This window comes from Anoxybacillus sp. UARK-01, assembly GCF_002075365.1.
Classification (GTDB): domain Bacteria; phylum Bacillota; class Bacilli; order Bacillales; family Anoxybacillaceae; genus Anoxybacteroides; species Anoxybacteroides rupiense.
This window is the reverse complement of record NZ_NASY01000009.1, coordinates 1-21,191: the sequence shown is the minus strand read 5'-3', so window position 1 is coordinate 21,191 and position 21,191 is coordinate 1. Positions and strand designations below refer to the sequence as shown.

Sequence of the window (21,191 nt, the reverse complement as noted above, 5' to 3'; positions counted from 1 at the left end):
TAAAATGGCGGAGTCGTATAAGCGAGCGGGTGTCGACATTGAGGCTGGATATCAAGCGGTTTCGCTGATGAAAAAGCACGTACAAAAAACGAATCGGAAAGAAGTATTGGGCGGACTAGGCGGTTTTGGCGGCATGTTTGACCTATCGCAGCTCGGATATCGTGAACCTGTTCTTGTATCGGGAACAGATGGGGTTGGCACGAAATTAATGCTAGCTTTTATGATGGATGAGCATGATACCATTGGAATCGACTGTGTGGCAATGTGTGTCAATGATATTGTCGTTCAAGGCGCAGAACCGCTGTTTTTCCTTGACTATATCGCGTGCGGAAAAGCGGTGCCTGAAAAAATTGCGCAAATTGTTAAAGGTATTTCCGATGGCTGTGTGCAAGCGGGATGCGCCCTCATTGGCGGCGAAACAGCAGAAATGCCTGGAATGTATGGCGAAGAAGAATATGATGTGGCTGGATTTGTGGTGGGAGTAGCGGAGAAATCCAAACTTATCACGGGAGCAAACATTCAAGAAGGCGATGCGCTTATTGGGCTTGCTTCAAGCGGCATTCATAGCAACGGCTATTCGCTTGTGCGGAAGATTGTGCTTGAAGAAGCCCAACTTGACCTTCATAAAACGTATGAGGGATTCGCTGCTCCACTAGGTAAAGAGCTGCTAAAACCGACGCGCATTTATGTGAAGCCGTTGCTGGCAGTGATGAAAGAATTTGCGATCAAAGGCATGGCCCATATTACTGGGGGCGGCTTTGTTGAAAATATCCCTCGCATGCTGCCAAGCGGTTTTTGTGCCGAAATTGATTATGGCTCTTGGCCGATTCCGCCGATTTTCGATTTGCTTCAGGAGAAGGGACATCTGATGCGCCAGGAGATGTTCAATATTTTCAACATGGGGATCGGTCTAGTCATGGCGGTAGATAGCGAAATGATTCAACCGCTATTGGAACGTTTAGAACAGCTCGGAGAGAAGGCGTATCTGATCGGACGGGTGAAAAAAGGAGAAGGAGTTGTCTTTGCTGGAGGGAAAATGGAATGAAACGAATCGCTATTTTTGCATCTGGCAGCGGAACGAATTTTCAAGCGATTGTCGAGGCTGTCAAACAAAAAAGACTGCAAGCTGACATTGCTTTGCTTGTATGCGATCGCCCGGGAGCAAAGGTGATTGAGAGAGCGAAGAAAGAAGGGATCGCTACCTTTGTTTTTCATCCAAAAGATTATGCAGAAAAGGCCGAGTTTGAACGCGATATTTTAATGCGCTTAAAAGAAAAAGGGATTGAGTGGATCGTTTTAGCCGGTTATATGCGCCTAATTGGGCCAACGCTTTTATCGGCTTACGAGGGAAAAATGGTGAATATTCATCCTTCGCTTCTGCCTGCCTTCCCTGGAAAAGACGCAATCGGACAAGCGTATCGCGCCGGTGTGAAGGCAACGGGAGTGACGATTCATTATGTGGACGAAGGAATGGATACAGGACCGATTATTGAACAACGTGCCATTCCTATTTATGAAGGAGAATCGTTGAAGCAATTAGAAGCGAGAATTCATGAGCTGGAGCATCAGCTATATCCCGAAGTATTACAAACATTGTTTGAACATTGAGAGAAAGGATCGAACATGCATGAAAGCTCAACGTGCTTTAATAAGTGTTTCGAATAAAGAAGGTATCATTGCTTTCGCTAAGCGCTTGTCAGAATTGGGAATCGAAATCATTTCAACAGGTGGAACGAAGAAAGCTCTAGAGCAAGAAGGGATTCCGGTGATCAGCATTTCTGAGGTCACAGGATTTCCGGAAATTTTAGATGGGCGTGTGAAGACGCTGCACCCAATGATCCATGGCGGACTTTTAGCGATTCGCGATGATGAGCGCCATAGCAAGCAGCTTGATGAGCACCATATTCGACCAATTGACTTAGTCGTTGTGAATTTATATCCGTTCCAGCAAACGATCGCCAAGCCAGACGTTACATTTGCCGAGGCGATTGAAAATATCGACATTGGCGGTCCGACCATGCTTCGGGCGGCGGCGAAAAATCATCAATATGTAACGGTTGTTGTTGATCCGGCTGATTATGAAATCGTATTGCAGCAGCTCGAGGAAAATGGGGCGGTTTCTCATGATACGAATTTAAAATTGGCGGCGAAAGTATTCCGTCATACGGCCGCTTACGATGCCATGATTGCTGAGTATTTAACAAATTTCGCGGGGGAACGCTATCCAGAATCCTTGACCATGACCTTTACGAAAAAACAAGATTTACGCTATGGCGAAAATCCGCATCAACAAGCTGCTTTTTATCAAAAGCCGCTTGGCTCTATCTTTTCCATTGCGGCGGCTAAACAGCTGCATGGCAAGGAGCTATCCTATAACAATATTAATGATGCGAATGCGGCATTGCAAATTGTCAAAGAATTTGCTGAACCGGCCGCCGTTGCGGTTAAGCATATGAATCCGTGCGGAGTAGGAATCGGCGATACGATTTTGGCCGCTTTTACAAGAGCGTATGAAGCGGATCCAACTTCAATCTTTGGCGGAATTGTCGCCTTGAACCGAGAAGTGGACCGCGATACGGCATTAAAAATGCATGAAATTTTTCTTGAAATTATTATCGCTCCATCCTTCAGTGAAGAAGCCGTTGAAATTTTAACGCAGAAGAAAAATCTTCGCTTATTAACCATTGATTTTGCAGCGCAGCACAAAAATGAACCGTTTTTCGTGTCCGTGCATGGCGGCCTGCTTGTACAAGATGAAGATCGATACACATTGGACGATGCCGAGATAAAAATTGTCACGAAACGGCAGCCGACCGAAACGGAATGGGAAGATTTAAAGTTGGCATGGAAGGTGGTCAAGCATGTCAAGTCCAATGCGATTGTGCTCGCGAAAGACCATATGACAATCGGGGTCGGAGCAGGGCAAATGAATCGCGTGGGCGCAGCTAAAATTGCGATTGAACAAGCGGGTCATAAAGCGCAAGGAGCCGCTTTAGCCTCTGATGCATTTTTCCCGATGGATGATACAGTGGAAGCAGCAGCCAAAGCAGGAATCACCGCGATCATTCAGCCGGGCGGATCGATCCGCGATGAGGATTCCATCAAAAAGGCAGATGAATACGGCATTGCCATGGTCTTTACTGGCGTGCGCCATTTTAAGCATTAAGGAGTGAAGTAAATGAAAGTACTCGTAATCGGCCGTGGGGGACGGGAGCATGCGATCGTTTGGAAAGCGGCGCAAAGTCCGCTTGTGCAAAAGCTGTATGCCGCACCGGGGAATCCGGGAATGGCTCAGGCAGCCCAACTGATTCCCATCGATGAACAGGATATCGAAGGGCTTGTGCATTTTGCTAAAAACGAAAGAATCGATTTGACCATTGTCGGTCCAGAAGCACCGTTATTGAATGGAATTGTCGATCGCTTTGAAGAAGAAGGGTTACGCATTTTTGGACCGAAAAAGAAAGCCGCACTGATCGAGGGAAGTAAGGCGTTTGCAAAGGAATTGATGCAAAAATATGGCGTACCGACAGCGGAGTATCGCTCCTTTACTTCATATGAAGAGGCCAAAGCGTATGTGGAGGAAAAGGGAGCGCCGATTGTCATCAAAGCGGATGGACTGGCGGCTGGAAAAGGTGTTACTGTGGCGATGACGGAACAAGAGGCCTTAGCCGCTTTATATGATATGATGATCGAAAAGAAATTTGGGGCAGCAAGTGCGCAAGTCGTGGTTGAAGAGTTTTTAGAGGGGGAAGAGTTTTCGTTGATGGCTTTTGTCAACGGTGAAAAAGCTTACCCAATGGCGATCGCCCAGGATCATAAACGCGCCTTTGATAACGATGAGGGTCCGAATACAGGAGGAATGGGAGCGTACTCTCCTGTGCCGCAGATTTCTGCAGAAGTCGTGGAGCAAGCCATTGAGCAAATCATTCATCCCATCGCAAAAGCGCTTGTCGCAGAAGGAAATCCATTTACAGGCGTTTTGTATGCAGGGCTAATCGCAACCCCTCAAGGACCAAAAGTCATTGAATTCAATGCCCGTTTCGGTGATCCGGAGGCGCAAGTGGTGCTGCCCCGTTTAGAAACAGATTTGGTTGAGCTGCTGGTCGATTTACTGGAAGGGAAAGAGGCGAAGCCGAAGTGGTCTAATGAAGCGGTTGTTGGCGTCGTTTTAGCTTCTAAAGGCTATCCCGATGCATACGAAAAAGGAGCGCCGATTATCGGGCTAGACGCGTTGAAAGAAGACACACTTGTATTTCATGCTGGAACGAAGGTTGAAAATGGCATCGTATGCATAAATGGCGGCCGTGTGCTGCTCGTTGCGGCAAAAGGTGAGACGTTGCCGGCTGCGCAGCAAGAAGTGTATACGGAAATTTCTCATATCCAATGTGATCAATTATTTTATCGAAGCGATATTGGTCGCAAAGCTACCGCACGCGCTTTTTCTTCACATAAACAAAAGTAAGAGCGACAATGCTCCCGATTAAGGTAGCAAGCACAAATGACATATCGGTCATATATTCAAGCAGCATTATGAATTCTCTCCTTATCATGCATAGATTAGAGGGCTGGCTTATGAAAGTCAGCCCCGTTTTTATCATTAAGTTGGGTTGTTTGCTGTTTCCTTTGTTTGTTCTTGCTTCCGGCATTTTTCGTACAATGCTGTGAGCGGACAGAAGCGTGTAATGCCCTCTGCCACTTTCATAGCGGCTAACCAAGCAATCACCATATAGGAATCGCGCCAAGGATGCTTGACCATTTTGGAAGTGGCCCAGGCAAGCATGGTTAATCCGCATGTTATTCGAATGAAGGCATTCAGGATGCCAATATTTACTTTGACCATATATTTCCTCCTCTTTTTTTGTTTGTGTAAATGACTTTAATACGGTAAAATGATCATATGGTACAATTTTGGAAAAAAAGGAACGGGGATGTATATATGGCCGAACAACGCTATCAGTGGAACACCGAGCAACTTCGCGAACAAATGGCGATCATTGATGGAAAGCGATCACCAGCAAAGTTGCTTACCAATGCGACGTATTTGCATTCATATTTACGTAAATGGGTAAGAGGGAATATTTGGATAAAACATGATCGCATTGTTTATGCGGGCGAGCGTTTGCCAAGCGATCTGGAACAGTGCGAAGTGATTGATTGCAGCGACTACTATTTAGTCCCTGGCTATATCGAACCACACGCCCATCCTTTTCAGTTATATAATCCCCAAACGTTTGCCGAATATGCAGCAAAGTTTGGTACGACAACGATCATCAATGATAACTTATTCCTTGTTTTGCAGCTCGCAAAAAAGAAAGCGTTTTCTTTTCTGAGGGATATGGAATCGTTACCGGCAACGATCTATTGGTGGTGCCGTTTGGATGGGCAGACAGAACTCGCTAAAGAAGATGATACTTTTTCTTATGCCATCATTAAAGAATGGCTTAAGCAAAAATCGGTCATACAGGCTGGCGAGTTAACAGGCTGGCCGAAGCTTCTTGCCGGAGATGATACGATGCTTCATTGGATTCAAGAGGCTAAAAGCATGAAAAAGCGAATTGAGGGACATTTTCCGGGAGCTTCAGAGAAAACGCTTACAAAAATGATGCTGGCTGGCACGGACTGCGACCATGAAGCCATGACAGGCAAAGAGGTATACCATAGGCTTTTGCACGGGTATACGGTTTCATTACGGTATTCATCGATTCGTCCGGATTTGCCGAAGCTGCTTGAAGAGATGAAAGAATTAGGGATTGAGCAATATGATCACATCATTTTTACAACAGATGGTTCACCGCCTTCATTTTATGAACACGGCATTATTGATCAGATGATTCGCATCGCGATCCAAAAAGGGGTTCCTGTCATTGATGCGTATCATATGGCAACACTCAATGTGGCGCGCCATTATCATATGGAACATTTACACGGTACGATCACGACAGGACGGTTCGCCAATATTAACTTTTTGCGCGATAAGGAAGACCCGACGCCTGTAAGTGTGCTTTCAAAAGGGCAATGGATGCTGCGAGACGGAGATTTTGAAACGTGGGATCACGGTATCGACTGGCGAACGTATGGTATAGGTCCACTTCAATTGACTTGGCAATTGTCAATGGATGATTTACAATTTTCCATGCCTCTTGGAATGTATATGGAGAATTCGGTGATTATGCGCCCATATTCTGTATTAATTGACACTGCGCACGATGAATTGGCGGAGAGCCATGATGAGAGCTTTTTAATGCTTGTAGATCGTCAGGGGAGATGGCGTGTCAATACAGTGGTTAAGGGGTTTGCCACCCATGTGAAAGGATTGGTCAGCTCTTATTCTAATACCGGCGATATTTTATTAATTGGCAAAAGCAAGCGGGATATGCTAATGGCATTTCAGCGCATGTGTGAAATTGGCGGCGGAATGGTACTGGCTGAAAACGGGGAAATCATTCATGAAATTCCGCTTGTGCTGAACGGGATGATGTCCAATGAACGTGTCGACAGCCTGATCCGCGAAGAGAACAAGTTAAAGGAGCTATTAAAAGAACGAGGCTATCGCTTTGTTGATCCTATTTATTCGTTATTATTTTTTCAATCGACTCATTTGCCTTATATTCGCATTACGCAAAAAGGAATTTATGATGTCATGAATAAAACGGTACTCTTTCCGTCGATAATGCGTTAAAATATAAAAGAAAAAGGTTGTGTGAGGATTGAAGCGCTGGTTAATTGCCATAAGTGGAACATGTCTTCTGTTTAGCGGCTGTACAAAAGCCGAAAAAAAGGAACGTCAGCCTGCGACAGTTATAGAAACGCCACAGAAGGAACCGGAAAACGGGACTGGACAGCAACAGGTACTTTCGCCATTGACAGGGTTGCCTGCCAAACAGGACGCGAATCATCGTGTGGTAGGTGTGATGATTAACAACCATCCGGCGGCCCGCCCCCAATCAGGATTGCAGAAAGCGGATGTTGTATATGAGGTGCTGGCAGAAGGGGATATTACACGTTTTTTAGCCTTATATCAAAGCGAATTCCCTGAAAAAGTGGGGCCGGTTCGCAGCGCTCGTGATTATTATATTGAGCTAAGCAAAGGATTTGATGCGCTCTATATTTGTCACGGCTGGAGCCCTGAAGCAAAAAGTATGCTGGAAGCTGGCGGAACAGATTATTTGAATGGGTTGTTTTATGACGGAACGCTCTTTAAAAGAGCTTCGTTCCGAAAGGCTCCACATAATTCGTATATTGCATTTGCTAATATCGAAAAAGGAGCAAAAGAAAAAGGCTATTCTTTAGAAGAAACGGTAGAAGCGCTTCCTTTTTTCAAAAATGAAGCGCAAAATGAACCGGCAGAGCAAGTGGATATTTCGTATTCCAAAAGATCTTATGCTCATGTTCAGTATCAATACATTTCGGATAAAAAAGGCTACATCCGTTACAGCGGAGGAGAGCAAACGATCGATTATGATACACATGATCCTATTTTGGTTCAAAACGTGTTCATTGTTGCGGCGATCCACACGATTGCGGATGAATATGGCCGGCGCGATATCGATTTGACCTCCGGTGGAGATGGATATTTATTTCAAAACGGCACCGTCAAGCGTGTGGAATGGAAAAATGTCAATGGGCGGTTGCTGCCGTATGATCATGGTGTGCCGGTCGGATTTACTCCGGGAAAGACTTGGATTAATGTTGTGCCATCACTTGATATGGTCCAATATCGTTAGTATAGTAAATGGAGGGTTGAATACTATATGCAAATTGATAAGCTGAGAGGCAGAGAAGTCGATCAATTGTTTCAAGCCATTCTTTCGCTTCGTGACTTAGAGGAATGCTATCGTTTTTTTGATGATTTATGCACGGTCAACGAAATTCAGTCGTTGGCCCAGCGCCTTGAAGTGGCCCGTATGCTCCGAGAAGGCTATACGTACCACAAAATCGAAACAGAAACGGGGGCTAGCACAGCTACTATCTCTCGTGTCAAACGATGTTTGAACTATGGAAGCGATGCTTATGAAATGGTGCTTGAACGTATTAAAGAAGAGCAAGCTGACGACTTCAAAGAAACGAATCATATAAAATGAAAGGAAGGAGCCTTGTTTTGGTGCTCCTTTTCTTTTTTGAAGAAGAGACATTGGTTCTTATGCGGTCCTCGGCTCTTTTTTGTAATGGTATATATAGGTTTGCGATGAATAAGGCTTATAGGCTCATCCATCAGCGCGAGGATTTGTTATAATAAGATGATGGATAAAGAGTGTTTGATCGTAACCAGACAAATGGTTGCTTGTTAGCAGCAGACAAAGCGAGATTCGTCGTTTTTGCCAATCAATCCCCACGTCTGATGACGGAGAAGTAAATGGAGGTTTTTCTATGTACGATATTCACCAGTGGCGTCACGTGTTTAAGCTGGATCCCCATAAAGAGATCAGCGAGGAGCATCTGGAACAAATTTGCGAATCTGGAACGGATGCAGTCATTGTCGGGGGAACGGATCATGTCACGCTCGAGAATGTCCTCGATCTAATGGCGCGCATTCGCCGATTTGCGGTTCCTTGCGTTTTAGAAGTATCGAATATCGAATCTGTGACGCCCGGATTTGATTTATATTTCATCCCGACGGTTTTAAATAGCAGACAGACAAAGTGGATAGTCGATTTGCATCATGAGGCGATGAAGCAATTTGGGGAGCTTATGAATTGGGATGAAATGTTCATGGAGGGATATTGCATTTTAAACAAAAACTGCAAAGCGGCAATGCTTACGGAAGCGAAGACGGAGCTTTCTGACGAAGATATTGTCGCCTATGCATTAATAGCGGAAAAAATGTATCAACTGCCGATTTTTTATTTAGAGTACAGCGGCACTTATGGAAATGTAGAAACGGTACGCCGAGTGAAAGAGGCGCTGCATCATACGCGGCTGTTTTACGGTGGTGGCATTGAAAGCCCAGAACAAGCAAAGGAAATGGCGCAATATGCGGACACGATTGTCGTCGGAAATGCGATATATCACGATTTGCCGAAAGCGTTAGAAACAGTGAAAGCTGTGAAACGCGAAATTGTCTGAACAGAAAAAATGTAGTAAAATAGAACAAATGTTTGTATGGTGGTGATAGAATTGAATTTCTTATCCAATAAGCTGCTTGCGAATTTGAATCCCGAGCAGCAAGCGGCCGTCAAAACGGCGGAAGGGCCTTTATTGATCATGGCTGGAGCGGGAAGCGGAAAGACGCGCGTATTGACGCACCGTATTGCTTATTTGATGGCGGAAAAGCATGTTGCCCCTTGGAACATTTTAGCGATTACCTTTACAAATAAAGCAGCCCGTGAAATGAAGGAGAGGGTGCAATCGCTTGTCGGCGGAGCGGCGGAAGAGATTTGGATCTCGACGTTTCATTCGATGTGCGTGCGCATTTTGCGGCGCGATATCGACCGTATTGGCATTAATCGCAACTTTTCTATTTTAGATACGACCGATCAGCTTTCAGTGCTCAAAACGATTTTAAATGATAAAAATATCGATCCGAAAAAATTTGATCCGCGTGCCATTTTAGGAACGATCAGCAGCGCTAAAAACGAGCTGCTTTCTCCGGAGAAATTTGCTAAAAAAGCAGCTACTTATTATGAAAAAGTGGTAAGCGATGTGTATACCGAATATCAACAGCGTCTTCTGCGCAACCATTCTCTTGATTTTGACGACCTAATTATGGTGACGATTCAGCTGTTTGAACGCGTGCCGGAAGTGCTTGAGCATTATCAATATAAATTTCAGTATATTCATATTGACGAATATCAGGATACGAACAGAGCGCAGTATATGCTTGTTAAAATGCTGGCCGCGAGATTTCAGAATTTATGCGTTGTCGGTGATTCCGATCAATCGATTTATCGCTGGCGTGGAGCGGACATTCAAAATATCTTATCATTTGAAACGGACTATCCCAATGCCAAAGTAGTACTTCTTGAACAAAACTATCGTTCGACCAAGCGCATCTTACAAGCGGCGAACAAGGTCATTGAAAATAACTACAACCGCAAACCAAAAAGATTATGGACCGAAAATCCGGAAGGAAAAAAAATCGCCTATTATGAGGCGATGAGCGAATCAGATGAAGCGCAATTTGTCGCTGGTAAAATTAAAGAGTATGTGGACAGCAGCAAGCGCCGCTATTCGGATTTCGCCATATTGTATCGCACGAATGCCCAATCGCGGATGATGGAGGAAGTGTTGATTAAATCGAATATTCCTTATCAAATCGTCGGCGGCTTAAAGTTCTATGACCGAAAAGAAATTAAAGATATTTTGGCGTATTTGCGTTTGATCGCCAATCCAAATGACGATATTAGTTTGACGAGAATTATCAATGTGCCAAAGCGCGGTATCGGCGCTTCATCGCTCGATAAAATTGCAAGCTACGCTTCCGCACACGGTCTTTCGATGTTTCAGGCGCTTGGCGAGCTTGAGCATATGGGGATTAGTGCGCGCATTGCCGCTTCGTTGCATGAATTTCGTCGGCAAATAGAACATTGGGGGCAGCTGCAAGAATATGTATCTGTTACGGAGTTGGTAGAGGATGTTTTAGAGAAGTCGGGGTACCGCGAGATGCTTGAAGCGGAAAAAACATTGGAAGCGCAAAGCCGGCTTGAGAATATTGATGAATTTTTATCCGTAACCAAACATTTTGAAAATGTAAGTGAAGATAAATCGCTCATCGCCTTTTTAACGGATCTTGCTTTAGTGGCTGACATTGACCAGTTAAACAATGAAGAGGAAACAGACAAGGAAGCCGTTGTGCTTATGACGCTTCACTCGGCAAAGGGATTAGAATTCCCTGTCGTTTTTTTGATCGGCATGGAAGAAGGCATTTTTCCACATAGCCGCTCACTCGACGATGAAGAGGAAATGGAAGAAGAGCGGCGCTTGGCCTATGTCGGCATTACCCGCGCCGAAGAGGAATTGTTTTTAACAAGCGCCCAAATGCGCACCCTGTTCGGCCGAACGAATGTGAATCCAGCTTCGCGCTTTATCGGGGAAATTCCTGATGAATTAGTCGAACAGGTGAATAAAACGAAGCGCTGGCCAGCAAACGAACAAGCGAGAACGAAGTCCGTTCGTTTAGCTGCGGTGCCGACAACGACAGGAGGAGAAGCGGTCGCTTGGAAGGTAGGCGATAAAGCAGAGCATAAAAAGTGGGGAATCGGAACCGTTGTGAGCGTGCGCGGAGACGGAGACGACAAAGAGCTGGATATCGCTTTCCAAAGTCCGATTGGAATTAAGCGATTATTAGCTAAATTTGCCCCGATTACGAAGGTCTAGAGAAAGGATGAACGAACAATGGATCGACAAACAGCTATTGGGCGCATTGAGGAGCTTCGCCGTCTTTTAGATCAATATAACTATGAGTATTACGTATTGGATCGACCATCGGTGCCTGATGCTGAATATGACCGGCTGCTGCAGGAGCTCATCGCTCTTGAAGAGGCGCATCCTGATTTAAAAACGAAAGATTCTCCTTCCCAGCGTGTAGGCGGACAAGCGTTAGATGCTTTCCAAAAAGTGGAGCATCGTGCTCCGATGCTAAGTCTTGCCAATGCTTTTAATGAAGGAGATTTGCGGGAGTTTGACCGCCGCGTTCGTCAAGAAGTTGGCGATGATGTCGCGTATGTATGTGAACTGAAAATCGACGGACTTGCTGTTTCCTTGCGCTATGAGGATGGCTATTTTGCTCAAGGGGCTACACGGGGCGATGGAATAACAGGAGAGGACATCACCGAAAATTTAAAAACCATTCGTTCGCTCCCGTTGCGGCTGCAGCAACCTGTCACGTTAGAGGCGCGCGGTGAAGCCTATATGCCGAAAAGATCGTTTGAGCGATTAAATGAACAGCGCCGCCAGCGCGGCGAGGAACTGTTTGCCAACCCGCGCAATGCAGCCGCTGGATCGTTGCGTCAGCTTGATCCAAAAATTGCGGCCTCTCGCCATTTAGACATGTTTATTTATGGTTTAGCGAATGCAGAGGAAATGGGAATCGATTCGCACAGTGAGGCGCTTGATTATTTGCAACGGCTTGGATTTAAAACCAATCCGGAGCGGCGGAGATGTGCGAATATGGAAGAAGTAATTGAATTTATAAAGGAATGGAATGGGAAACGTCCGCAGCTTTCCTATGAGATTGATGGCATTGTGATTAAAGTGGATTCATTTGAACAGCAGGAACAGCTCGGCGCAACGGCTAAAAGCCCTCGTTGGGCGATCGCTTACAAATTTCCAGCCGAAGAAGTAGTCACAAAGCTGCTTGGCATTGAATTAAGCGTCGGCCGTACGGGAGTGGTCACGCCAACCGCGCTTTTAGAGCCAGTTCGCGTTGCTGGCACAACGGTGCAGAGAGCTTCGCTTCATAATGAAGATTTGATTCGAGCGAAGGATATTATGATTGGCGACGCCGTCGTTGTCAAAAAAGCAGGTGACATTATTCCTGAAATTGTAAATGTTTTGCCTGAAAGGCGAACGGGAGACGAAATTCCTTTTGCGATGCCGACCCATTGTCCAGAATGTAAAAGCGAGCTTGTCCGCTTAGAAGGAGAGGTGGCGCTTCGCTGTTTAAACCCAAAATGTCCAGCCCAAATTCGCGAAGGTTTAATCCATTTTGTTTCCCGACAGGCGATGAACATTGAAGGACTTGGCGAAAAGGTGATTGCTCAATTGTTTCAACAAGGGCTTGTACATGACGTGGCCGATTTGTATACATTAACAAAAGAGCAGCTCGTTCCTTTGGAGCGGATGGGCGAAAAGTCTGCCGCGAATTTGCTTGCAGCGATTGAAGCGTCCAAGCAAAATTCGCTGGAACGTCTTTTGTTCGGACTTGGCATTCGCCATGTCGGAGCGAAAGCGGCGAAAGTACTTGCCGAGCATTTTGAAACAATGGAACGTCTTGAGTCGGCTACGCAGGAAGATTTGCTGGAGATTCACGAAATCGGCGAAAAAATGGCCGATTCCATTGTCACTTATTTTTCGCGGCAGGAAGTAAAAGAACTGTTGAATGAGCTCCGTTCTTATGGAGTGAATATGACTTACAAAGGAACAAAATCAGTAAAAGCAGTTGAAGGAACGTCTTATTTTTCTGGAAAAACGGTCGTATTAACCGGCAAGCTGGAAGCATTATCGCGCAGTGAAGCGAAAGAAAGGATCGAACAGCTTGGCGGCAACGTGACGGGAAGCGTCAGCAAAAAGACCGATTTAGTCATTGCCGGTGCAGAAGCCGGATCGAAATTAACGAAAGCGCAGCAGCTCCATATTGAAATTTGGGATGAAGCGCGCTTTCTTCAAGAACTTGAGCGGCAGGTGTAAGGACCATGAAAAAAATGGCGATATTATCTATAGCAATGATGTTCTTGCTATCGGCTTGTGCTCCGAAATTTGGCCAAGAAGAAGTCGTACAACAAAAAGATAATAAACAGCAAAAAGCTGTGATTCCAAAATACAATATTTCTGATTCGTACTATCGAATGATTTTGCCATTTAAGCCTTCGGAAGCGAGAGGACTTGTGGTGGAGGATTTGAATACACGTTTGGATGTGGACGAGTTTGAAACGGGCTTGATGCGTGTAGCTCAAGATCGTTTCTCACCGCAGGATTATTTATTTCAAGAAGGGCAATATTTGGACAAAAAAACGATTCAGAGCTGGCTTAAGAGGAAAAGCGAAGATGATAAGGGCTTGAATCCGGCGCTAGGCAACAAAGGAACCAATGAAGAAAAAAATACAAAAAGTCCGATTTATTTGGCCAATATTTTAGAGCATGATTATTTAATGAAAAACGATAATAATAAAGTAAAGCTTGGCGGTATTGTTTTAGGACTCGCCTTAAATTCCGTCCATTATTATGAGACGGAGCAGGGATATCCGCGCGAGGTGCAAATCGAGGATGGCGTCATTGAAAAAGAAGGCAAGCGACTGGCTTCTGAAATATTATCGCGGGTTCGTCAGATTAAAGGATTAGAAAGCGTGCCGATTACCATTGCCTTATTTAAGCAACAGCCGCAATCGGCGATTATTCCAGGCCATTTCTTTGCCGTGACGAATGTAGACGAGGGAAGCACGACGATCGACAAATGGGAAAAAATTAATGAAGAATACACTTTATTTCCATCAGATGACGCGGAAAAAAATCACCGCGAAGATTTAATGAAGTTTTTAAATTTTAAATCCGATATCGAAGACTTTTTTCCAAATTATACAGGCGTCATCGGCAAAGCATTTTATGTAGACGATCAGCTTCAGCAGCTGACGGTCAATATTCCGATGCAATTTTATGGAAAGGGAGAGGTCATTGCGTTTACGCAATATGTAACGGGGCTTGTGATGGAGCAATTCCCGGATTATATCACGGTCAATGTGTATATTTCGTCTGTTAACGGCCCGGAAAGCATTATCATCCGCGAAGCGAAGGCCGAACAACCATTTGTCCATATATATCAATAGACGGAAAACGATAGCGATTGAATAAGTTTTTATTATCCGTTAGAATGATAGATGTGGGTTGTAAACGTTTAATTTCGGCAAAGGGGGCACAAGTATGGTACAACCTTATAGACATGAACCATTCACAGATTTCACAGTGGAAGCAAATAAACAGGCTTTTGAAGCCGGTTTACAACAAGTACAAGCGTATCTTGGCCAAGACCACCCGTTAGTGATTGGCGGAGAACGGGTGACGACGGAAGATAAGATCGTTTCAATCAACCCAGCTAATAAAGAAGAAGTAATTGGTCGCGTATCAAAAGCGAATAAAGAGTTAGCTGAAAAGGCTATGCAAGCAGCAGATGCCGCATTCAAATGGTGGAGCAAAACAAAACCGGAAATGCGCGCTGATATTTTGTTCCGTGCTGCTGCGATTGTGCGTCGCCGCAAGCATGAGTTTTCCGCATTGCTTGTGAAGGAAGCCGGAAAACCTTGGAGAGAAGCGGATGCGGACACAGCAGAAGCGATTGATTTTATGGAGTATTATGCTCGTCAAATGTTAAAGCTGAAAGAGGGCATTCCGGTAGAAAGCCGTCCAGGTGAGTCGAATCGTTTCTTCTATATTCCGCTTGGCGTCGGTGTGGTGATTTCGCCTTGGAACTTCCCGTTTGCGATCATGGCGGGAACAACAGTAGCTGCTCTTGTTACGGGCAATACCGTTCTTTTAAAACCAGCGAGCACAACGCCTGTTGTCGCTTATAAATTTGTGGAAGTGTTGGAGGAAGCAGGTCTTCCAGCCGGCGTATTGAACTATATCCCGGGAAGCGGCGCAGAAGTCGGCGACTACTTAGTGGACCATCCGCGCACTCGCTTTATCAGCTTCACAGGCTCTCGTGATGTCGGCATCCGCATTTACGAGCGCGCAGCGAAAGTACATCCAGGCCAAATTTGGCTCAAACGCGTCATCGCGGAAATGGGCGGAAAAGATACAATCGTGGTCGACAAAGAAGCTGACTTAGAATTGGCAGCTCAATCGATTGTTGCCTCTGCCTTTGGCTTCTCAGGACAAAAATGCTCCGCTTGCTCTCGTGCGGTTGTTCTTGAAGAGGTATACGATCAAGTATTAAATCGCGTCGTCGAGCTAACAAAGCAGTTGAAAGTCGGCAATCCAGAAGAACAAAGCACGTTCATGGGCCCTGTGATCGACCAATCTGCTTACAATAAAATTATGGAATACATTGAAATCGGCAAACAAGAAGGCAAGCTGATGACAGGCGGCGAAGGAGATGACTCAAAAGGCTTCTTCATTCAGCCAACAGTATTCGCCGATGTCGATCCAAAAGCGCGCTTAATGCAAGAAGAAATCTTCGGCCCAGTTGTGGCGTTCACAAAAGCGAAAGATTTCGATCATGCGCTTGAAATTGCCAATAACACCGAATACGGCTTAACGGGAGCGGTCATTTCGAAAAACCGCTTTAACCTTGACAAAGCGCGCGAAGAATTCCATGTCGGCAACCTTTACTTCAACCGCGGATGCACAGGCGCGATTGTCGGTTATCAGCCATTTGGCGGCTTCAACATGTCAGGAACAGACTCAAAAGCAGGCGGCCCTGACTACTTGATTCTTCATATGCAAGCAAAAACGGTATCGGAAATGTTTTAAAGTAAAAACCCCCTCTTGGCGAATGCTGGGAGGGGGTCTAGTGAATTTGTCGATGCGCAAAAAATCCACCTCTGTCCAAACGGCGACTGAGGTGGATTTTTCTAAAATTCCTCTGTCCAAATGGTAAAAATATTGTTGTTATACTTACGTTTCTTTGAAGAGCCTCATATACTTGGTAACATAAAGAAACCCTCGTGTTATGGGGAGAGGTGTAAAGCCAGACTGGAAAAAGAGTGGGTTTCATTTTACAGAGCATAAAATGGATAAGGACTTAGCTCCTCACTTATGAAGACATACCTCTGATATATCCAGTAAGGGGCTTTGGAGCCAGATGAAGTATTCTAACAATGAATAAAGAGTGTGGTTAGGTAACAAACATTAAATTGGGGGGCGGAAATATGAAGACTTTTGGAATAGCTCCTAAATTCTCATCATGATTTCGTGTTCAGGTTTGGATATTTGAAGAAAATCATTAGGAGGCGCGGTGATCTTGAGTGTAAATATGTATGGATTAAAGAGAAAAACATTTTATCAGCTTCTTCATTTCTTCCAAAGCTATGCGGACATTATTGAAAAAATCATTTTGTTTGGTTCGCGGGCACGAGGTGATTATAAAGAAACATCGGATATTGATATTGCGATTAAATTTAGAAAAAACAACGAGCAGCTATATCGCATTCAAGACGATTTGGCTGAAGTCAATATAATTTATACAGTAGATGTGATCGATTATGACAAAATAAGTAACGGAAAACTCAAATCGTATATTGATCAAGAAGGGAAAACGATCTTTTTAACGAATGATCGGGGGGAGATAGTTGTGACGATGAATAAAATCATAGATAAGCTTTCTGATTTTGAGAAGGCGTTATATAAACTTCATCAAAGCGTCGGGCGTGATGTCACGAAAGACGACCTTGTTCTTGATGCGACGATTCAGCGGTTTGAATTTACATATGATCTGGCATGGAAATGGATGAAAAGTTATTTGGAATACAACGGAAACAACGAAGTAACAAGCCCGCGAAAGACGATAAAGGAAGCGTTTAAAGAAGGACTCATTCAAGACGGAGAAACGTGGATTCAAATGCTGGAAGACAGAAACAGAACATCACACACGTATGATGAGCAAATAGCGATGGAAATTTATGAACACATTCGCCAGAGATACGTTTATCTATTTGATCGGTTATTGATGGAAATGAAAAAGCGAGTGGAGGAGTTAGAGAAATAACGCGATATGTTGTCCCCACAGGTTTTCCCACCCTAGATGTCCGACGATTCGGAGTTCTTTTTTGTACCTTGGATATTTTACGTATGGAAGGCTCCGTTTGGTTTTCTCATTTGATTTCTCCATCAATCTCTCAATCCAGTGATCAAAGAACAGCATCGATTTATTTTATGATAGAGTCGGATCATGGAACAGACAACGCTTGTCCTTGTCCGAAGTCGATTCATCTCCCGCTTTCATCAAGCTGTACAAGATTCAGAAACGCGAGACTTCCCGACTGAATAAAGCCAGCTTGGAAAAAACGCTTTTTGTTTATGGACAGAATTTTTCTAAATAGAGGAACGATGGTCGGCTATCAGCCATTTGGCGGCTTCAGCATGTCAGGAACAGATCCAAAATCAGGCGGCCCTGACTACTTGATTCTTCACGTGCAAGCAAAAACGGTATCGGAAATGTTTTAATGAAAATCCCTCTCTGCCTAGGCAGGGAGGTTTTTCATTATGCTACATTCCCGCGTTTATCCCCTTCAAGTGATGTACAAAGCCGCTTTTTCCCTTCTTTTGCTTTGTGTAAGTAGAACTAGTTTTAGACACTTTAAATGTCCGAAGATCACTGTTGATACAAAATGGTTTCCTTTTTTAGTAATAAATTTATTTACATCAGTGGAAGGAAATTTACTGGTTTTGTCGAATTTTGGTTAATTGTAAATATTTGTGTAGATATGTGGGGGGACAAAATAAGGAGGGGAGATGAAAGCGTTTATATGAATATGTGAGACAAATGACGGAAGAAATCAATCGCGCATTGCCTGCGCTTTTGCCCGATGGCTGATAAGAGGTGGGTCGGTGGTATCAAAGACCACATGCCAAGCTTGGCATACCGCATTTCAAAAGGAATCATCCTTGCGCTGTAAATCTGGAAAGGGGGAGAAGAGGCTAAGATGATTCATATTTTGGTTGTCGATGACCATCGGCTTGTTGGTGAGGGGACAAAGAAAGTACTGGAAAATGAATCAGACTTTCATGTGGAGCTTGTAACATCTGGAAAAGATGTGGAACCAATCATAGAAAGGTACACCTATGATGCATATTTGCTGGATTGGCAGATGCCGGGGATAAGTGGAGTCGAATTAGGTAAGCGAATTCTGCAAAAACAACCAGATGCGAAAATTGTTATGTATACCGGATATGACATTGCGCCTTTTTTTCATTACTTGATCGAATCAGGTATCACCGGCTTTGTCAGTAAAACGGCGACAAGCGAGCAATTAATCACAGCGATTCGTTGCGCATTAAGGAACGAAGCGGTGGTTCCTGTGCATTTGTTGCGCCGGATGCAGCTTTCTGAGGTGAAGGACCGAACGCAAGAAGGCGAACCGGTCGCACTGAGCCCCCTTGAGCAGGAAATATTAATGGAAGTTGCCAATGGCTTAGGCAATAAGGAGATTGCAAAAAAATGTCATATCAGCCAACGCAGCATCGAACGGCAGCTATCCCGTATTTTTGCCAAACTGCAAGTCTCTTCAAGGATCGAAGCGGTGGAAAAAGCTAGAAGGCTAGGGCTGATCCCCGCGATTCACATGGAAAATTAACGCCTCTTTCCAACCGGTGAGGCGTTGTCTTTTTTAAACCCGCCAACCTGTGGCGGGCTTCCGCCAAAAAATGGCGGGGTTCCGCCACAGGTTGGCGGTGAAAAAGTGATAGTTTTGATTTATATTTATAGTATAAAAATCAGACAGATGGGGGGATTTTTATGTTCAAAAAGGGTTATTTATCTATTTTTTCGCTAGTTACAGGGTTGGCTTTCTTCTCAACTAATACTTTTGCAACTACTGATATTGTGGATAATGATGCTTTAAGCAACGCTCCTGGATTCTCTGAACAAAAGGGAAATTGGATCTACAAGACAGGTTCTGGATACTACAATGATTATCGGATCGTTTCAGCGACCGTTAATGGCTTTGATCCTGATTATGCCTATATTTGGAGATTTTATGCACACGATAAAAATGCCGCTCATTATGTCTATTTAAACAATAAAGATTTTACAAATCCAAGAACAGCTTATCAAATAGATGAGCTTGGTGGTATTGTCTATATTAATCAAAATACAGCACCCGGAGGCTGGAATTTTCTAAAAACTAATAAAGAGTGGAATCATATGATTGTAATTAACACATCTTTAACTACCAAGGTAGGAAATGTGGGAGCAGATGCTACAAAAATTACTTATTAATTTGGGGGTGAATACTTTGAAAAAAGAATTTTTGGTTGCTGGAGTTACTGGTGTGATATTAGCCATTTCACTTGTAATATCTAATGGTATGGATTTTACTGGGAAAAGAGAAAACGTGGCTCAGGCAAGTGAAAATATCCAAAAAGTAAAAGTTCAAAATACAAATGAACAAAAAACTAAAATTCAAACCTTAATGTTAAATTCTATTGATCATTATAAAACAGCAAAAGGATCGTTTGAATATTTTAGTGAATCAGGTGATTTTTATATCAGTGTAGATTATCAAACAAATCTTTCTGATAGCCCACAATCTTATGAAAAAGTGTATGGACTGGGTAAGGAAAATAATAATGGTATAGTTAATGCGACTGAGTTGGGCTATGAAGTGAGTATATATGATGGAGAAAATTTGATTAACTACAATAGTGGTTCTAGCGATCATCAAACGAATAGTGTTACTAAGAGCAATGTTCCTATAAAAACTATCGTAAAAGTAGGAAAAGTGAGTGAAAAGGAGCGTAATTATTTAAAAAACACGAGTATTCATGAACGGATTACTACAGTAGATGGAGAAAAAGCCTATATACACAGAGTAGATCCATCCTATATGGGGATAGCGAAGACTTCTTTATTTCCAGAAGATATAGCAATGGGATTCTTAGTAGATAGTACACTATGGGATATCACAGGACAGGAAATTATAGCAGGAATTAAGACAATAGTAATAGAAGGTAAACTCAATAGCGAATATTCAAAACGATATAACGCAAAAACTTTCAAATTAAATATAGATCCAAAAACTGGAATAATGATACAAATGGAAGTTTTTGATTCCTCAGGTATCATTAAGGAATCAATAAAAACGAAAAATATTGAAATTAATAAAAATTTAGATGTCAATTTGTTCTCGATTTTTTGATGATTATGTTTCATTAAAATTATTATAAAAAATTAATGAAATAGAGGTAGATCATTAAGATATAATTTTTTAACTTAAATGAACGTGTTGCAAAACGCATAACGGGTGCATAAAAGGACGCAAAAAATCCACCGTCTTGGAAATCATATACAGTGACCAAAAACACATTTCCAAGGGGTGGACACTATCATGATTTCCAATTTTGTTATCGAACATGCACTGAATAGCGAAATGGATCCTCTTTTACAGGCTTTATTTCAATACATCGACCAACTTTCTTTACCAGAAACACCTTATATAACCGGGCGACCACCGATTTCGAAAAAATCATTGTTAAAATGTTTCTTTTTAAAAACCTATTTTTCCATTGATTCTTTACGTCAGTTAGTGGAAACACTCGATCGATTTGGCTACTTCCGGCGTATTTGTGGACTCAAAGAGGTTCCACATCTTTCTACGTTTTCACGTGCAGGTAAGTGGTTTCGAGAACAAGGATTTTCCACATTTAATGCTCGACTTCTAAAAGATTTAGGTGTTCGGTATCCCAAAATTGTCATCATCGACAGTACGGCACTCCGAAGCAGTTTTTATGATTCTCAAGCGAGATGGGGGATTTCGACTCGGTATAACTGGTTCAAAGGATATAAGTTGCACCTTTGTACAACCACAGAAGGAATCGTCCTATCC

20 protein-coding genes are annotated in these 21,191 nt (G+C 43.5%); 18 read left to right on the top strand and 2 right to left on the bottom strand.

What is annotated here, in order from left to right; genetic code table 11:
* Nucleotides 1–4: 4 nt before the first annotated feature.
* Genes purM through purD form a run of 4 tightly spaced genes read left to right on the top strand, consistent with a single transcriptional unit; the run spans nt 5 to nt 4,462 of the window.
* Nucleotides 5–1,045, top strand: a complete 1,041-nt coding sequence (purM, locus tag B6A27_RS01080; protein ID WP_044741334.1) for a phosphoribosylformylglycinamidine cyclo-ligase — start codon at nt 5–7, stop codon at nt 1,043–1,045.
* Entirely contained in the window at nt 1,042–1,608 is a 567-nt protein-coding gene (purN, locus tag B6A27_RS01075; protein ID WP_080859673.1) for a phosphoribosylglycinamide formyltransferase, read from the top strand. The genes purM and purN overlap by 4 nt, the downstream gene beginning before the upstream one ends.
* A gap of 19 nt (nt 1,609–1,627) precedes the next feature.
* Nucleotides 1,628–3,166, top strand: coding sequence for a bifunctional phosphoribosylaminoimidazolecarboxamide formyltransferase/IMP cyclohydrolase (purH, locus tag B6A27_RS01070; RefSeq protein ID WP_080859671.1), 1,539 nt, complete (start codon nt 1,628–1,630; stop codon nt 3,164–3,166).
* Nucleotides 3,167–3,178: 12 nt separating this feature from the next.
* Nucleotides 3,179–4,462 carry a phosphoribosylamine--glycine ligase gene (purD, locus tag B6A27_RS01065; RefSeq protein ID WP_080859669.1) on the top strand — a complete coding sequence of 428 codons (1,284 nt, stop codon included), beginning with the start codon at nt 3,179–3,181 and terminating at the stop codon, nt 4,460–4,462.
* Here the strand turns inward: purD and B6A27_RS19320 are convergent.
* Both B6A27_RS19320 and B6A27_RS01060 read right to left on the bottom strand, forming a co-directional pair.
* Nucleotides 4,425–4,505, bottom strand: coding sequence for an EYxxD motif small membrane protein (locus B6A27_RS19320; RefSeq protein ID WP_328219408.1), 81 nt, complete (start codon nt 4,503–4,505; stop codon nt 4,425–4,427). The two genes, purD and B6A27_RS19320, sit on opposite strands and share 38 nt — an antisense overlap.
* 92 nt (nt 4,506–4,597) lie before the next feature.
* Nucleotides 4,598–4,840 carry a YgaP family membrane protein gene (locus B6A27_RS01060; RefSeq protein WP_080859668.1) on the bottom strand — a complete coding sequence of 81 codons (243 nt, stop codon included), beginning with the start codon at nt 4,838–4,840 and terminating at the stop codon, nt 4,598–4,600.
* Nucleotides 4,841–4,936: 96 nt separating this feature from the next.
* Between B6A27_RS01060 and B6A27_RS01055 the strand changes: the two genes are divergently transcribed.
* The 14 genes from B6A27_RS01055 to B6A27_RS00995 form a co-directional block, all read left to right on the top strand.
* Entirely contained in the window at nt 4,937–6,679 is a 1,743-nt protein-coding gene (locus tag B6A27_RS01055; RefSeq protein WP_080859666.1) for an adenine deaminase C-terminal domain-containing protein, read from the top strand.
* A gap of 28 nt (nt 6,680–6,707) precedes the next feature.
* Complete coding sequence (locus B6A27_RS01050) at nt 6,708–7,724, top strand: DUF3048 domain-containing protein (RefSeq protein ID WP_080859665.1); 1,017 nt, start codon at nt 6,708–6,710, stop codon at nt 7,722–7,724.
* Nucleotides 7,725–7,751: 27 nt separating this feature from the next.
* A complete protein-coding gene (locus tag B6A27_RS01045; protein ID WP_044741340.1) occupies nt 7,752–8,081 on the top strand; it encodes a YerC/YecD family TrpR-related protein in 330 nt (109 codons plus the stop codon).
* 286 nt (nt 8,082–8,367) lie between these two features.
* On the top strand, nt 8,368–9,063 hold the full coding sequence (gene pcrB / locus B6A27_RS01040; RefSeq protein WP_080859663.1) for a heptaprenylglyceryl phosphate synthase: 696 nt from the start codon (nt 8,368–8,370) through the stop codon (nt 9,061–9,063).
* A 51-nt stretch (nt 9,064–9,114) separates the two neighbouring features.
* Nucleotides 9,115–11,313, top strand: a complete 2,199-nt coding sequence (gene pcrA / locus B6A27_RS01035; RefSeq protein ID WP_080859659.1) for a DNA helicase PcrA — start codon at nt 9,115–9,117, stop codon at nt 11,311–11,313.
* An 18-nt stretch (nt 11,314–11,331) separates the two neighbouring features.
* Nucleotides 11,332–13,344, top strand: a complete 2,013-nt coding sequence (gene ligA, locus B6A27_RS01030) for an NAD-dependent DNA ligase LigA (RefSeq protein WP_080859657.1) — start codon at nt 11,332–11,334, stop codon at nt 13,342–13,344.
* A gap of 5 nt (nt 13,345–13,349) precedes the next feature.
* Complete coding sequence (locus B6A27_RS01025) at nt 13,350–14,477, top strand: CamS family sex pheromone protein (RefSeq protein WP_080859656.1); 1,128 nt, start codon at nt 13,350–13,352, stop codon at nt 14,475–14,477.
* Between the two features lie 94 nt (nt 14,478–14,571).
* The gene (gene pruA / locus B6A27_RS01020) at nt 14,572–16,119 is read left to right on the top strand and encodes an L-glutamate gamma-semialdehyde dehydrogenase (RefSeq protein WP_080859654.1); all 1,548 of its coding nucleotides are present in this window, start codon (nt 14,572–14,574) and stop codon (nt 16,117–16,119) included.
* A gap of 502 nt (nt 16,120–16,621) precedes the next feature.
* Nucleotides 16,622–17,353 carry an HI0074 family nucleotidyltransferase substrate-binding subunit gene (locus tag B6A27_RS01015; protein WP_080859679.1) on the top strand — a complete coding sequence of 244 codons (732 nt, stop codon included), beginning with the start codon at nt 16,622–16,624 and terminating at the stop codon, nt 17,351–17,353.
* Between the two features lie 305 nt (nt 17,354–17,658).
* Nucleotides 17,659–17,811, top strand: a complete 153-nt coding sequence (locus B6A27_RS18565) for a hypothetical protein (protein ID WP_161491015.1) — start codon at nt 17,659–17,661, stop codon at nt 17,809–17,811.
* Nucleotides 17,812–18,290: 479 nt separating this feature from the next.
* Nucleotides 18,291–18,941, top strand: a complete 651-nt coding sequence (locus B6A27_RS01010; RefSeq protein WP_080859653.1) for a response regulator — start codon at nt 18,291–18,293, stop codon at nt 18,939–18,941.
* Nucleotides 18,942–19,102: 161 nt separating this feature from the next.
* Nucleotides 19,103–19,585 (top strand): hypothetical protein, encoded by a 483-nt coding sequence (locus B6A27_RS01005; RefSeq protein ID WP_080859651.1) that lies wholly within the window; start codon nt 19,103–19,105, stop codon nt 19,583–19,585.
* Between the two features lie 7 nt (nt 19,586–19,592).
* Complete coding sequence (locus B6A27_RS01000; RefSeq protein ID WP_080859677.1) at nt 19,593–20,504, top strand: hypothetical protein; 912 nt, start codon at nt 19,593–19,595, stop codon at nt 20,502–20,504.
* A 189-nt stretch (nt 20,505–20,693) separates the two neighbouring features.
* The coding region (locus B6A27_RS00995; protein ID WP_139788033.1) for a transposase at nt 20,694–21,191 on the top strand (498 nt) is incomplete at its 3' end.

Excerpts from the sequence above, each read along its gene's own strand:
- B6A27_RS01010 (WP_080859653.1), top strand. The coding sequence starts at position 18,291 with ATGATTCATATTTTGGTTGTCGATGACCATCGGCTTGTTGGTGAGGGG.
- purH (WP_080859671.1), top strand. The coding sequence starts at position 1,628 with ATGAAAGCTCAACGTGCTTTAATAAGTGTTTCGAATAAAGAAGGTATC.
- B6A27_RS01060 (WP_080859668.1), bottom strand. The coding sequence starts at position 4,840 with ATGGTCAAAGTAAATATTGGCATCCTGAATGCCTTCATTCGAATAACA.
- B6A27_RS01025 (WP_080859656.1), top strand. The coding sequence starts at position 13,350 with ATGAAAAAAATGGCGATATTATCTATAGCAATGATGTTCTTGCTATCG.
- B6A27_RS01055 (WP_080859666.1), top strand. The coding sequence starts at position 4,937 with ATGGCCGAACAACGCTATCAGTGGAACACCGAGCAACTTCGCGAACAA.
- purM (WP_044741334.1), top strand. The coding sequence starts at position 5 with ATGGCGGAGTCGTATAAGCGAGCGGGTGTCGACATTGAGGCTGGATAT.
- B6A27_RS19320 (WP_328219408.1), bottom strand. The coding sequence starts at position 4,505 with ATGTCATTTGTGCTTGCTACCTTAATCGGGAGCATTGTCGCTCTTACT.
- ligA (WP_080859657.1), top strand. The coding sequence starts at position 11,332 with ATGGATCGACAAACAGCTATTGGGCGCATTGAGGAGCTTCGCCGTCTT.
- pcrB (WP_080859663.1), top strand. The coding sequence starts at position 8,368 with ATGTACGATATTCACCAGTGGCGTCACGTGTTTAAGCTGGATCCCCAT.
- purD (WP_080859669.1), top strand. The coding sequence starts at position 3,179 with ATGAAAGTACTCGTAATCGGCCGTGGGGGACGGGAGCATGCGATCGTT.
- purN (WP_080859673.1), top strand. The coding sequence starts at position 1,042 with ATGAAACGAATCGCTATTTTTGCATCTGGCAGCGGAACGAATTTTCAA.
- B6A27_RS01045 (WP_044741340.1), top strand. The coding sequence starts at position 7,752 with ATGCAAATTGATAAGCTGAGAGGCAGAGAAGTCGATCAATTGTTTCAA.
- B6A27_RS01005 (WP_080859651.1), top strand. The coding sequence starts at position 19,103 with ATGTTCAAAAAGGGTTATTTATCTATTTTTTCGCTAGTTACAGGGTTG.
- B6A27_RS01015 (WP_080859679.1), top strand. The coding sequence starts at position 16,622 with ATGTATGGATTAAAGAGAAAAACATTTTATCAGCTTCTTCATTTCTTC.
- pruA (WP_080859654.1), top strand. The coding sequence starts at position 14,572 with ATGGTACAACCTTATAGACATGAACCATTCACAGATTTCACAGTGGAA.